Raw genomic sequence first — 13,769 nt, 5'->3', positions numbered from 1 at the left:
CGATACATCCCGTCGCCTTGCCCGTGATGGGGACACGCCGCAAGGGCATGTCCCCGGCCGGATCACCCCCGGCAATCCGCGCACAGCCCGTGCGCCTCGATCGTCACGCCCGTCAGCGCGTAGCCGGCGGCGGCGCCGGCGGCGATGATCTCGGCGCTGGCCTTGGGTTCGATCTCGCGGGTGGCGCCGCAGCAGTCGCAGATCAGGAAGGCGGCGGCGTGGCCGTCGGCCTCCTTGCGGCAGGCGACATAGGCGTTGAGGCTTTCGATGCGGTGGGCGAAGCCCTGCTTCTCCAGGAAGTCCAGGGCCCGGTAGACGGTGGGCGGCTTGGCGGGGGGACCATCAAGGGCGAAGCTGGCGATCAGGTCATAGGCCTTCACCGGCTGGCCGGCCCGCAGCAGCAGCTCCAGCACCCGGCGGCGCGGCGCGGTCAGGCGCTGCTCGGCCGCGCCGCAGCGCGTTTCGGCGGCGACCAACTCGGCCTCGAGGGCGGAACCGGCGACGCCGTGGTTGTGGTGGTCGTGATCGCAAGCGGCTTGGGCCATGGCCAAGAGGTAGAGGTCCGGAGGGTTTCGCGCAACCTGCTCCTCCCCCCGTGGGGGAGGTGTCGGCGTAGCCGACGGAGGGTGGAGTGATCGGGCGATGGCCCAGATTTACGATCAACGATCCTGAAACTCCCCCCACCGATCGCTCCGCGATCGCCTCCCCCACGGGGGGAGGATCTAGTAGGGCGATGTCGCCAGCAGGGCGGCCTCGGTTTCGCACCAGGCCTTGTCCGGTGCGGGGCCCGCCGTCCGCGCGGCGTCCAGCTCGGCGCCGACGGCCGCCAGGTCGGCCTGGAACTCGGGCGAGGCGCTCAGGGCGTCCACCAGGGCCGTGGCGTTGATCCGGCCGGCCTCCACCGACGAGGCGTTGTGCACGCCGCAGACCACGCGGCTTTCGCCATAGGCCCGGGCGCGTTTGAGAATGGCGTCGGCGCGCTGCGGCTGGGCCTTGGCCAGGACCAGGCCGACGGTCCAGCCCCAGGTGGCGTGGCCGGAAGGGTAGTCCGGAGTCAGGGCCACGATCGCGCCGCTGCGCGCGCAGATCGGGCCGCGGTCCACCTGATAGGGGCGCTTGCGGTCGTAGAGCCGCTTGGGCGCGGCGATGGCCGGACGGACGTCGCGGCTGACCCGATGCAGCAAGGCCGCCAGCCGGGGCGTGGTCGCGCGGGTGGGGGTGACGCCTAGCGCGCAGCCATAGGCCTCCATGATCCGGGCCTCGCGCGCGTCCTGCCGGGCCAGGGACCAGCGCGGGCTGTCCTTGAGGGCGCGGGTGTCCAGGAAGGTGCGGCGGTCCTGGTCGTCGGCGGCCGAGCCCCGGGCGGGCGGCGGCGGCACGACCTGGCGCGCGTCGTAGGATCCCCGGGCGAGATAGGCGTCGCCGCTCGCGCAACCCGCCAGCACCAGACCCGCGATCCCGACGATCCACGACGCACGCATGAAAAAGGTCCCCGAAATCACTTTCGGGGACCCTGCATTTTCAAAGCGGCCGTCGCAAGCCTACTTGCCGAACAGCTTCTGCCAGCGCGGCTTTTCGCGGCCCTTCCAGGCTTCGCGGTGGTAGGCGTCCGAGGCGATCAGCGGCACCACGGTGGTGGCTTCGGCGAACACCATCTGCTCGTGGGTGGTGTTGACCTTGCCCCAGCTGGCGGCCTCTTTCAGCGTCGAGGATGAGCAGGCGCCGTCGCGCACGTCGGCCACGGTGATCTGGATGGCGTACTTGTGCATGTCGGCCTCGACGCCGAGAATCTCGGCGCAGACCACGGTGTCCTGGGCGAAGTTCTTGGGCACGCCGCCGCCGACCATGAACAGGCCGGTGGTGCCGGCCGCGATCTTGATGTCGGTCAGTTCACGGAAGTCGGCCACCGCGTCGATCATCAGATAGGGCTGCTTGGCGGCGATCTTTTCCTTCTGGTGCTTGACCAGGCCAAAGCCCGCCGAGCTGTCGACGAAGGCCGGGCAGAAGATCGGCACGCCTTCTTCATAGGCGGTCTGGATCAGCGAGCCGGGCTTCTTGGCGTTGCCCTCGCTCAGCCACTTGCCCATCTCCCAGATGAACTCGCGCGAGGAATAGGCGCGGGGCTCCAGGCGGTTGCAGATCTCCAGGATGGTGTGGTCGCAGTTCTGGAGCTCTTCCTCGTCGATATAGGTGTCGTAGATGCGGTCGATATAGTTGTCGCGCAGCACGTTGTCGTCGACCGGGCCGGCGGCCTGATAGTGCTTGAAGCCCAGGGCCTCGAAGAAATCCATGTCGACGATCGAGGCGCCGGTGGCGACCACGGCGTCGATCATGCCGTTGCGGACCATGTCGCGGTAGACGTGCATGCAGCCGCCGGCCGAGGTCGAGCCGGCCAGGATCAGCCACGGCGAGCAGGACTTGTCCTCCAGCGCCATGTTGAAGATGTCGGCGGCGCGGGCGGTGTCGCGCGAGCTGAACGACATCTTGCGCATGGCGTCGATGATCGGGCGGGCGTCGAACGCGGTGATGTCGATATGCTCGACGACGTTCTGCAGCAGCTCGGCCTTGGTGTTGTTCGGAACGGGAGCGTTCATCGCTTCGGTTTCCCTGACTTTGGACGCCCGTCGTTGAAACTGACCTTCCACCGGGACGGAGCGACCGGCGGGGGCGATTGGGAAATGCGGTTCGTACCCAACGCTCGAGCGCTGGGTGCGGCGCGCGGTTTAACTCAGATTTGTCGAGGCTCTTAGTGACGATTTGACGTCGTGGGCCGCCCTCGTCCTTCGACAGGCTCAGGATGAGGGCTATTGCAGCGGCGGTTCAGTCAAAATCCTCACCCTGAGCCTGTCGAAGGGCGGGGATTTTGTCCTCCGCCCTTCCAGGTCCCCTAGCGACGCCGCCGCTTCTTGCCGGCCGCGCCCTTCGGCCGTGAGAACCGCACGATCTTGCGTTCCTCGGCTTCGGGGCGCGGGGTCGGGATCGAACGCTTGGCCAGGCCGTACATCGAGGCCATCGGGGCGTCCTGCACCTGGGCGGTGTCGGTTTCGCCAAAGCCGTTGAAGCGGGTCGACATCGCCACGCCGTAGGCGCCCAGCATGCCGATCTCGATGTAGTCGCCTTCGTCGATGCTGTCGGGCAGGTAGAAGGGGCCCGGCATGTGGTCGACGCTGTCGCAGGTGGGGCCATAGAAGCGGAAGGGACGCAGGCCGTCCTCCACCATTTCGCCGCCGTCCTTGCGGTAGGCCTTGACCGGGAAGGGCCACTTCATGTGGGCGGCGTCGAACAGCGAGCCGTACGAGCCGTCGTTCAGATAGAGCGCGTCGCCCTTCTTCAGCTCGACCTTGACCAGCAGGGACGAAGCCTCGGCCACCAGGGCCCGGCCGGGTTCGCACCACAGCTGGGTGGACTCGTGGACCATCATGTCGTTGAAGCCCCGGTCGATGGCGGCCAGATATTCCGACAGCTCGGGGGGCGCCATGCCCGGATAGATCGACGGGAAGCCGCCGCCGACATCGACGACATCGGCCAGCACCCCGGCGCGCACCAGGGCGCGCGAGGCCTGGGCCATCGCCGCCTGGTAGGCGGTGGGACGCATGCACTGGCTGCCGACATGGAACGACACGCCCATCAGGTCCTGGGTGGCGCGACGCGCGGCCAGCAGCAGGGCCGGGGCGTTGTGCGGCTCGACGCCGAACTTGCCCGACAGCGAATAGGCCGCGCCGTCGGCCTGCACGCCCATGCGGACGATCAGGTTCAGGTCCTTGGCCTGGCCGGTGGCCTCCAGAATCTTGGCCAGTTCCTCATGGGTGTCGAACGAGAAGGTCCGCACGCCGTGATCGGAATAGGCGGCCGCGATCGCCACGCGGCTTTTCACCGGGTGCATGAAGGCCATGCGCGAACCGGGGGCGTGCTGGGCGACCAGCTCGACCTCGTTCAACGACGCCACGTCGAAGGACCGCACGCCGGCGTCCACGAGCTCGCGGATCACCCATGGCGAAGGATTAGCCTTCACCGCGTAAAAGACGTCGCCTTTGAATTCAGCCTGGAACCAGCGCGCCGCTACCGACACCGCGTCCGGTCGCACGAGTGCGACAGGACGTTCCGGTGACCGCTCACGGACCAGGTCCAGGGGAGTATGGTACGTGTGCAATTCACGTAGACCCCTGCAGAAGTTTAAACCCAGGCCGGCGTTAGCAGCGCTTATGAGGACTTCGGGTCCGCCGGAGCGAGCGAAATAGGGTCATCGCCGCACGATGTAAAGAGACTTTTGGGCCGAAGGTTCCTTGGGAGGCTGCCCGCCCCGGCGGTGAATTGATCCACAGAGCGTCACAAATCCGTTGCGTCCGTGCCCCAAACCGACGAACGCATTTCCCATCACTTGAAAGCCAGTTAAGGATTCGCCCCGACCATGACGTCGGACCCTGTTCTCTCGATCCGCGCCGCCTCCAAGACCTTTGGGTCGCGCCGGGCGCTGGACGCCGTTTCGCTCGACGTGGGTCGCGGCGAGATGATCGCGCTCATCGGTCCCTCGGGTTCGGGAAAGTCCACCCTGCTGCGCTCGATCGACGGCCTTCAGACCATCGACGCGCCTGCTTCGGGCCGGGACGAGGAGGGCGTGATCACCGCCTTCGCCGGACCGGTGCAGGCCAAGGGCAAGGTCAGCGATCAGGTCCGCAAGGCGCGCATCCGCATCGGCTTCATCGCCCAGCAGTTCAACCTGGTCGGCCGCCTGACCCTGTTCACCAACGTCGCCCTGGGCTCGCTGGGCCGGATCGGCTTCATGCCCGGCTTGTTCGGCGCCTGGCCGGCCGAGACCCGCGGCGCGGTCATGGCCGCCCTGCACCGGGTAGGGGTGGCCGACTACGCCGCCCAGCGCGCCAATACGCTTTCCGGCGGCCAGCAGCAGCGCGGCGCCATCGCCCGCGCCCTGGTCCAGAAGGCCAAGATCATCCTCGCCGACGAGCCGGTCGCCTCGCTCGATCCGGTCTCGGCGCGCAAGGTCATGGAGATCCTCCGTGATCTGAACAAGACCGACGGCCTGACGGTGGTCGTCACCCTGCACCAGGTCGACTACGCCCTGCGCTACTGCGACCGGGTGGTGGCGCTGAAGGCCGGCAAGAAGGTCTATGACGGCCCGACCAGCGGCCTGGGCCGCGACAAACTCATCGATATCTATGGCCCGGAATTCGAGGACGTCTTCTGGGAAGGAGCCCCGCAATGATCAGCCGCTCGCCAATCTCGCGCTTCATGGCCGGCCTTGGCCTCGTCGCCGCGCTGGCCCTGGCCGGATGCGGGGAAAAGAAAGCCGCCGCCCCGGCCCCCAAGGACACGATCGTGTTCTCGATCCTGTCGACCGAGTCGGCCCAGAACATGGAGAGCTACTGGAAGCCCATCCTGGCCGACATGGAGACGTCGACCGGCATGAAGGTGAAGCCGTTCTTCTCGTCCAACTACTCGTCGCTGATCGTGGCCATGGGCGCCAAGCAGACCGACGTGGGCTGGTTCTCCAACCAGTCGGGCCTGGAGGCCGTGCGCCGTTCGGGCGGCGAGGTCTTCGCCCGCACCTTCGACCCGTCGGGAACCGACGGCTACAAGTCGGTGATCATCGTCCCGGCCGACAGCAAGCTGACGCTCGAAGGCCTGCTCAAGTGCGACAAGACCCTGGACTTCGGGCTCGGCGACAAGAAGTCGACCTCGGGCACCCTGGCCCCGATGACCTACCTGTTCATCCCGGCCAACAAGAAGCCCGAGACCTGCTTCAAGACCGTGCTCAGCGCCAGCCATGACGCCAACCTGTTCGCGGTGGCCAACCACAAGCTGGACGCCTCGACCAACAACTCCACGGCCCTGCGCCTGAACGAGTACGCCAAGGGCGGCGCCCAGGCCAAGAAGGTCAAGGTGATCTGGGAGTCGCCGACCCTGCCGGAGGACCCGATCGTCTGGCGCAAGGATCTGGACCCGGTCGTCAAGGAGAAGGTCCGCCAGTTCTTCCTGACCTACGGCCAGGGCGACACGCCCGTGGCGGCCCAGCAGCGCAAGAACCTGGCGCGCCTGTCGATGGGCGGCTTCAAGGCCGCCGACGACACCCACCTGCTGGTGGTGCGCGAGATGGAGGCCCTGGAGACCGTGGGTCTGGCCCGCGAGGCCGGCGACCAGGCCAAGCTGGCCGCCGCCGAGCAGGCGCTGGCCGGCGTCAGGGCCGAACGCGTGGCCGCCGAGGGCAAGGCCGGCCTGGCCGCGCCGGTGAACTGAGCCGAGACGACCGACCTGTCATGAGCGACCTCATTCCGCCTCCGCCCAGCAAGCCGTTCTCGGCGCGCGCTTTCGATCTGCTGCTGTGGGGCGGGGTGATCGCCCTGCTGGTGATCAGCTTCAGGCCGGCCGAGATCAACAAGTTCCCGCAGCTGTTCACCGAGGCGGGCAGGATGCAGGAGTTCGGCCGCGGCTTCTTTTCGCCGTTCACCGATCCCCAGGCGTTCATGGCCGCCGACTGGCCGCTCTACATCGGCAAGATGTGGCAGACGATCCAGATGGCGCTGTGGGGCACGGCCCTGGCCATCCTGGTGGCGATCCCCCTGGGCCTGCTGGGCGCGGGCAATATCACCCCCTGGTGGATCCAGCAGCCGGTCCGTCGCCTGCTGGACCTGATCCGCTCGATCCCCGATCTTGTGGTGGCGCTGATCTTCATCACCGCCGTGGGCCTGGGCCCGTTCGCCGGGGTCATGGCCCTGATGTTCAACACCGGCGGCGTGCTGGCCAAGCTGTTCGCCGAGGCCGTCGAGTCGATCGACAAGGGGCCGGTCGAGGGCGTGCGGGCCACCGGCGCGGTCAAGCTGCAGGAAGTGGTCTGGGGCGTGATCCCGCAGGTCGCGCCGCTATGGACCAGTTACGCGCTCTACCGCTTCGAGTCGTCCAGCCGGTCGGCCACCGTCCTTGGCCTGATCGGGGCCGGCGGCGTGGGTCAGGTGCTGCTCGATTCCATCAACGGCTTTCAGTACGACCAGACCGGCTGCATCGTGCTGGTCATCGTCGTGGCCGTCTCGCTGATCGACCTGCTGTCGCAGATCATCCGCACACGTCTCCTCTAAAGGCGATTTATGTGGCCCGCTTGCCACAATTAACACCTTGAAAAGGCTTGTCATCGGTCTGTCATCAAAGGGTGGCGGAACCGTCACGGGACCCCCGTAAAGCGGCTCTACCTGATCCGGACCAACGGACAGGGGGCAAAGCCTTAAGGGGAATTCTCAAATGCGGAACAAGACCTCGCTGGTCAGCGGCGCGGCGCTGGGCGTCATGCTCGCCTGCGGCCTCGGCGTCGCGGCTCACGCGCAAGACACCACGACCGCCTGGAAGGGCGCGCCGCAATGGACCAACGACGACGTCTATTTCAAGGTCCGCGGTCGGATCCTGGTGGACGCCGTGTTCCAGGACGTCAAGCGCGACGGTCCCGGCGGCGACTTCGACACCAGCAACGTTCGCGGCCGTCAGGTCTTCCTCGGCGTCGAGGGCAAGCTGAACAACTACATCGCCTACAAGGCCGAAGGCGGCGCGGTGAACGGCGGCGCCTGGTCCTGGGATGACGTCGTCATCGAGGTCAAGCCGACCGAAGCCACCAGCATCCTGTTCGGCAACATCAAGGTCGCCGGCCTCGAAAACCTGACCTCGACCCGCTTCACCACCTTCATGGACCGCGGTCCGTACGGTGACTTCGGCGTCGACAGCTACCAGCTGGGCGTCGTGGGCAAGTACGTGGGCCCGAACTACAGCTTCACCGGCGGCGTCCAGGGCGGCAGCATCAACAGCGCTGACGTCGCCGTCGCCAGCGCCGACTCCAAGGAACGTCTGGCCATCACCGGCCGCGCTCACTGGGCGCCGATCGTCACCGACGCCAACAAGGTCCACGTCGCGGCCTCGTACCGCTACCGCAACCGCGGCGACGAAGGCGCCTTCGCCTATACCGGCCGCACCAACACCGCCTACAGCAACGCCACCTTCTATACGACCGGCGGCATCGGCAACCGCGACTCCACCATCGCCGCCGAGGGCGCGTGGGTGCATGGCCCGCTGTCGATCCAAGGCGAATATTCGAAGATCAACGTGACCCGCGCGGGCACGACGGGCAGCGACCCGACCGTCAAGGTCGGCTACGCCTTCGTCAGCTTCTGGCCGACGGGCGAAACCCGCAACTACAACAGCGCCACCGGGGAATTCGGTCGTCCCAAGATCCTCAATCCCATTACGGCTGGCGGCTTCGGCGGCTTGGAACTGGCGCTGCGCTATGACTTCGCTGACCTGAAGGACACCTATGACACCCTGAAGGTGAAGCCCGCGACGTCGCAGGCTGGCGAATACACCGGCTGGACCCTGGGCGCCAACTACTACCTGACTTCGTATGTCCGCTTCCAAGCCAACTACACTGACGGCAAGGCCGACAATATCGGCGCGAACCAAGACTTCGACATCAAGCAGTTCCAGCTGCGCGCGCAACTGGACTTCTAAGACCCGCGGGCCAGGTGTGACGCCTGGCCCGCATTCCTTCTCAAGCTCTCGAGACTTCCAGGAGTTCTCCATGAAAAAGCTGCTTTCCTGCGCGGCCGCCGCCGTCGCTCTCTCGGGGCTCGCCGCCGCCCCGGCCCATGCCGCCCGTGACTATGTCTGGGCCGCCGGTTCCTCGACCGTGTTCCCGTTCGCCACCCGCACCGCCGAGAACTTCGCCAAGAAGACCGGCAAGAAGGCTCCGAAGGTCGAAAGCCTCGGCACCGGCGGCGGCATCAAGCTGTTCTGCTCGGGCACGGGCGAAGGCTTCCCCGACATCGCCAACGCCTCGCGTCCGATGAAGAAGTCGGAATTCGACGCCTGCGCCGCCAAGGGCGTCAAGGACATCGTCGCCATCAAGATCGGCTTCGACGGCATCGTCGTGGCCACCGACAAGGACGGCGCTGATTACAACTTCAAGCGCGAACACCTGTATCTGGGCCTGTCCAAGCAAGTGCTGAAGGGCGGCCAGTTCGTGGCCAACCCTTACAAGACCTGGGACGAGGTCGGCGCTGGCCTGCCGGGCAACCGCATCAACGTCTACGGCCCGCCGCCCACCTCGGGCACCCGCGACGCCTTCGTGGAACTGGCCATCGAGGAAGGCGCCCGCAAATTCCCGACCGCCGACGCGATCCGCAGCGACAACGAAAAGAAGTTCAAGTCGCTGGTCGATCCGCTGCGTAACGACGGCTGGATCGACGCCGGCGAGAACGACAACGCCATCGTCGGCACCCTGACCAAGACCCCCGGCTCGCTGGGCGTCTTCGGCTGGTCCTACCTCGAAGAGAACATGGACAAGATCAAGGGCGCCTCGATCAACGGCGTGAAGCCCTCGGCCCAGACGATCGCCGACGGCTCCTACCCGCTGTCGCGCTCGCTCTACATCTACGTCAAGAAGGCCAACATCGGCGTGACGCCGGGCCTGGCCGAGTTCCTGACCGAGTTCACCTCGGACGCGGCCTCGGGTCGTGGCGGCTATCTGCAAGGCCGCGGCCTGATCCCGCTGCCCCCCGGCCAGCACGACGCCCAAAAGCAAGCCGCCGCCAACAAGACGGCGATGGCTCGCCCGGCTTCGTAAGCCCACAAACGCCCCTTTGGGACGTCAAAACGAGACGACGCCGCGGTCCCCTGTGGGCCGCGGCGTTTTCTTTTGTATAGTGGCCCCACCGCGCCCGCTGGGCCGCGCCAACCCTGAAGGGCCATGATCCTCCTCGCGCTCGTCGTCGTCTTGCTCCTCGTTCTGTTGAACGGGGTGTTCTCCATGTCCGAACTGGCGGTGGTCTCAGCCCGCCGCGCCCGGCTCCAGACCTTCGCCGACAAGGGCGACAAGGGCGCCAAGCTGGCCCTGGCCATGGCCGAGCATCCGACGCGGTTCCTGTCGGCCGTGCAGGTGGGCATCACCCTGATCGGCATCCTGGCCGGCGCCTACGGCCAGGCGACCATCGCCGGGGCCCTGGACCTGTGGCTCAAGGACAAGCCGGTGGTCGGCGCCCATTCCGAGGCGATCGCCACCATCATCGTCGTCATCGGCCTGACCTATGTGTCGGTGATCCTGGGCGAACTGGTGCCCAAGCGCCTGGCGCTGCTGTTCCCCGACGCCATCGCCCGCCGCATGGCCCCGTTCCTGGCCGTGGTGGCCACGGTGCTGCGGCCGTTCGTCACCATACTGACCGTCTCGACCGCCACGATCCTCAAGGTGCTGGGCGTGCGCGACGAACGCACCAACGACATGACCGCCGAGGAGGTCGAGACCGTCCTGGCCGAAGGCGCCGACGCCGGCCTGATCGAGCCCGAGGAGCGGGCGATGATCAACGAGGTCCTGCGGCTGGGCGACCGTCCGGTGCGGGTGGCCATGACCCCGCGCCGCGACCTGTTCTGGATTTCGCTGGCCGACAGCCAGGAGGAGATCCTGGCCGAGATCCGCGCCTGCCCCTATTCGCGCATCGTGGTGGCCAGCGAGGACGACCTGGACGGCGACATCGGGGTGATCCTCAAGAAGGACCTGCTGGACGCCTGCCTGTCGGGCGAGACGATCGACATCCGCAGCCACGTCCAGCAGCCGATCGCCATCCCCGAGACCATGTCGCTGCTGCGGGCCATGGCGGTGTTCAAGCAGACGCCGCTGCACATGGCCCTGGTGGTCGACGAGTTCGGCTCGATCCAGGGGGCGATCACCCCGCTGGACCTGCTGGAGATGATCGCCGGCGACTTCCCCGAGGACCACGACGAGAGCGACAGCCGCATCCTGCGCCGCGAGGACGGCAGCTGGCTGGTCGACGCGCGTCTGGACATCCAGGAGCTCAACGACGCCCTGGGCGAAAACTTCGAGGCCGAGGGCGGCTACCATACCGTGGCCGGCCTGCTGCTCGACCGCCTGGGCCGCATCCCCCGCGAGGGCGAGATCGTCGAACTGGGCGGCTTCGACGCCGAGGTGGTCGACATGGACGGCTCGCGGATCGACAAGCTGATCCTGCGGTGCGTGACCAAGAACTAGGCGGGGCGCATGAGCGGATCGGCCGATGCGGCGCTGGTCGAGGCGTGGGTGACCGGCTGGGCGCTGTCGCGAAACGTCGGCGCGCCGATCCGGGCGGCAGGTGGTCACCGGGTCATCGTGGGGGAGCCCGGACACCTCGAACGCCTTGTGTTCCCAGCCCTGGACCCAGCGACCCTTTCGGACCTGGCGGCGAGGATCACCGCGCCCGGGATCTTCCTGAAGGCCTTCTGCGCGCCCGAAGCGCTGCTGGCGGCCGTCGACGCGCGCTGGAGCGCGCAGCCGCCCGGCGACCTGATGGCCGTCGATCTCGTCGTCGTTCCACCGCCCGCCGTGCCGCCCGCCGGCTACGTCCAGGAGTTCCGGGCCGAGGGGGCGGTGCTGGTCGTCGAAATCCATGACGCGGACGGCGGCCTGGCCGCTTCGGGCCGCACCGCCCTGACCGGGGGCTTCGCCGTGTTCGACAAAATCATCACCGACCCGGCGCACCAGCGGCGGGGCCTGGGGCGCGTCGTGATGGGCGTGCTGGGAGACCGGGCCCGGGCGCTGGGCGCGGATAAGGGGGTGCTGGTCGCCACGCCGGAGGGGCGGGCGCTGTACGAGGTCCTGGGCTGGCGTTTCGAGGGACGGATGGAAACGGTCGTGATCCCCGGCGAGGCTACCGGCTGAAATCCCTCTCCCCTTGCGGGAGAGGGCAGCCCACGGAGCGGGGGCGGGTGAGGGATCTGTCAGACCCTTTCCGAATAGGGCTTTCAACCCCTCATCCGACCTGCTTCGCAGGCCACCTTCTCCCGCAAGGGGAGAAGGATCGCCCCCTCACGTCCGCCACCGCGGCGACCGGATTGCTAACGGCCGCCGCTCCCGCCGGCTGGCGTCCAGCAGGCGTCAGGTGCGTTTCGTGAAGAGTTTGCGGCGCCTACTTCCCCGCCGCCGTCTCCACCAGCCGCTGATAGAACCGCACCATCCGGCCCACGTTCTCGACCGAGATGTGCTCGTCGGTGCCGTGGATCATCTTGGTGGCGTCGACCGTCAGCACCAGAGGCTGGAAGCGGTAGATGTCGTCGGCGATCGGGCCCATGTAGCGGCTGTCGCTGGCGGCGGTCATCAGGGCCGGGGCGACGGGCGCGCGGCTCTCGTCGCCGGCCAGGGCGGCCAGGGTCTTCCAGCCGTCCGACGACATCGACGAGACCTTGCTGGGCTCGTCCGGCGTCTTCACCCAGGCCAGCTTGACCGGCAGGTCGCCGACCGCGCCCTTGGCCCGGGCCATGACGTCGGCCGAGCTGTCGCCGGGCGCGATGCGATAGTTGATCCAGGCCGTGGCGTCCTGCGGCAGGACGTTCTCCTTCGGCGAGCCCTTCAGCATGGTCGGGGCGATGGTGGTGTGCAGCATGGCCGCCCCCGCCGGGGTCTTGGCGGTCTGGCCGACCAGCAGCGGCGAGAACAGCCAGGTGTTGGCCGCCGCCATCTTGATCGTGGTCGAGCTGTGCGGGGCCAGGGCCTTCAGCATGTCGGCGCCCGGGCCGTCGAATTTCATCGGGAACGGGTGGTCGGCGATGGCCAGCACCGCCTTGGCCAGGGTGGTCACGCCCGTCTGGGGCGGCGGGGCCGAGGAATGGCCGCCGACCGCGGGGGCCGTCACCGTCAGGGTGGCGTAGCCCTTTTCGGCCGTGGCGATCAGGGCGACCTTGCCCTTGGTCACCGGATGGTCCTCGACCACCACCATGCCCTCGTCGAGCACGAACTGGGCCTTGACGCCGCGCGCCTTCAGCAGGGCCGCGGCGGCCCGCGCGCCGACGCCGCGCACCTCCTCGTCATGGCCGCTGACCAGGATCACGGTGCGCTTGGGAACGAAGCCGGCCTTGGCCAGGCCGTCCAGCGCCTCGAACAGGGTGACCAGGCTGCCCTTGTCGTCGATCGAGCCCCGGCCCCAGACCGCGCCGTCGGCGACCACGCCGTCGAACGGCGGATGGGTCCACAACCCCTCGCTGCCGGGCGTCACCGGCACCACGTCCTGGTGGGCCATCAGCACGATCGGGGCCAGGGTCGGGTCGGTCCCCTTCCAGGTGTAGACCAGGGCGTGGCCGGCCACGACCTCGCGGGCCATCACCCGGTGGGCGTCGGGATAGGTCGTCTGCAGCCAGGCGTGCAGCCTGTCCCACTCGGCCGGCTGGTCCTCGGCGGGGTCCTGGTGGCTGACGGTCTGGAAGCGGACGGCCTGGCCCAGATGCTCGGCCGCCAGCTTGGCGTCGACCGGCCGGGCCGAGGCCAGGGGGATGCTGGCGGTGTCGACCGCCGCCGGGGCCTTGAACGTCGCCGTGCGCACCGCCACCACCGCGCCGACCGCCAGCACCAGCCCCACGGCCGTCAGCGCCGTCTTGCTCTTCCAGCCCATATCCGCTTCCCCCGAACATTTGTTTTGGGGACTGTGCGACGAGTTTGAGGACCTGCCAACCTCCGTCTTCCCGGCGAGGCCGGGATCCAGATTCATCCAGAGCGGCTCGTGGGCTTCACCTGGGCCCCGGCCTTCGCCGAGGAGGCGGAGGTTGGATCGATTTGCCTCGAAGCGCGGGCTCGCGCATAGGCTGGCCGCTGGCGAAGGAGTTTCGAAAGCAGCATGAGCGTCCTGGTCCTCGGAGGGACGGGTTTCATCGGCGGGCCGACGGTCGCGCGGCTGCTGGCCGGCGGCGTCGAGACGGCGGTGGGCCATCGCGATGCGCACGGGGGGGCGCGCCCGGTCGCGGCC

12 protein-coding genes are annotated in these 13,769 nt (G+C 68.0%); 7 read left to right on the top strand and 5 right to left on the bottom strand.

The window, feature by feature from the left end:
• Positions 1-62: 62 nt before the first annotated feature.
• From WAL33_RS06650 to WAL33_RS06635, 4 genes are all read right to left on the bottom strand, one after another.
• Positions 63-545 carry a transcriptional repressor gene (locus WAL33_RS06650; protein ID WP_422179701.1) on the bottom strand — a complete coding sequence of 161 codons (483 nt, stop codon included), beginning with the start codon at positions 543-545 and terminating at the stop codon, positions 63-65.
• Between the two features lie 177 nt (positions 546-722).
• Complete coding sequence (locus WAL33_RS06645; RefSeq protein ID WP_422179699.1) at positions 723-1,481, bottom strand: acid phosphatase; 759 nt, start codon at positions 1,479-1,481, stop codon at positions 723-725.
• Positions 1,482-1,541: 60 nt separating this feature from the next.
• Positions 1,542-2,594, bottom strand: coding sequence for a 1,9-bis(guanidino)-5-aza-nonane synthase (locus WAL33_RS06640; RefSeq protein ID WP_422179697.1), 1,053 nt, complete (start codon positions 2,592-2,594; stop codon positions 1,542-1,544).
• A 293-nt stretch (positions 2,595-2,887) separates the two neighbouring features.
• Positions 2,888-4,150, bottom strand: coding sequence for a type III PLP-dependent enzyme (locus WAL33_RS06635; protein WP_422179695.1), 1,263 nt, complete (start codon positions 4,148-4,150; stop codon positions 2,888-2,890).
• 258 nt (positions 4,151-4,408) lie between these two features.
• Between WAL33_RS06635 and WAL33_RS06630 the strand changes: the two genes are divergently transcribed.
• From WAL33_RS06630 to WAL33_RS06600, 7 genes are all read left to right on the top strand, one after another.
• Positions 4,409-5,221: a phosphonate ABC transporter ATP-binding protein gene (locus tag WAL33_RS06630; protein ID WP_422179693.1), complete on the top strand. Its 813-nt coding sequence runs from the start codon at positions 4,409-4,411 to the stop codon at positions 5,219-5,221.
• Complete coding sequence (gene phnD, locus WAL33_RS06625; RefSeq protein WP_422179691.1) at positions 5,218-6,252, top strand: phosphate/phosphite/phosphonate ABC transporter substrate-binding protein; 1,035 nt, start codon at positions 5,218-5,220, stop codon at positions 6,250-6,252. The genes WAL33_RS06630 and phnD overlap by 4 nt, the downstream gene beginning before the upstream one ends.
• Before the next feature lie 20 nt (positions 6,253-6,272).
• Positions 6,273-7,088 (top strand): phosphonate ABC transporter, permease protein PhnE, encoded by an 816-nt coding sequence (gene phnE / locus WAL33_RS06620; RefSeq protein ID WP_422179690.1) that lies wholly within the window; start codon positions 6,273-6,275, stop codon positions 7,086-7,088.
• 160 nt (positions 7,089-7,248) lie between these two features.
• Complete coding sequence (locus WAL33_RS06615; protein ID WP_422179688.1) at positions 7,249-8,499, top strand: OprO/OprP family phosphate-selective porin; 1,251 nt, start codon at positions 7,249-7,251, stop codon at positions 8,497-8,499.
• Positions 8,500-8,569: 70 nt separating this feature from the next.
• On the top strand, positions 8,570-9,613 hold the full coding sequence (locus WAL33_RS06610) for a substrate-binding domain-containing protein (RefSeq protein ID WP_422179686.1): 1,044 nt from the start codon (positions 8,570-8,572) through the stop codon (positions 9,611-9,613).
• 123 nt (positions 9,614-9,736) lie between these two features.
• The gene (locus WAL33_RS06605; protein ID WP_422179684.1) at positions 9,737-11,029 is read left to right on the top strand and encodes a hemolysin family protein; all 1,293 of its coding nucleotides are present in this window, start codon (positions 9,737-9,739) and stop codon (positions 11,027-11,029) included.
• A 9-nt stretch (positions 11,030-11,038) separates the two neighbouring features.
• Positions 11,039-11,695, top strand: a complete 657-nt coding sequence (locus WAL33_RS06600) for a GNAT family N-acetyltransferase (RefSeq protein WP_422179682.1) — start codon at positions 11,039-11,041, stop codon at positions 11,693-11,695.
• 247 nt (positions 11,696-11,942) lie between these two features.
• On the opposite strand, the gene WAL33_RS06595 is transcribed toward WAL33_RS06600, so the two are convergent.
• The gene (locus tag WAL33_RS06595) at positions 11,943-13,418 is read right to left on the bottom strand and encodes a M20 family peptidase (RefSeq protein ID WP_422179680.1); all 1,476 of its coding nucleotides are present in this window, start codon (positions 13,416-13,418) and stop codon (positions 11,943-11,945) included.
• Between the last annotated feature and the right edge of the window lie 351 nt (positions 13,419-13,769).

Source organism: Caulobacter sp. (assembly GCF_049283275.1).
Lineage (GTDB): Bacteria > Pseudomonadota > Alphaproteobacteria > Caulobacterales > Caulobacteraceae > Caulobacter.
The sequence above is the reverse complement of the archived record's forward strand: the minus strand, read 5'-3'. Positions and strand labels throughout refer to the sequence as shown.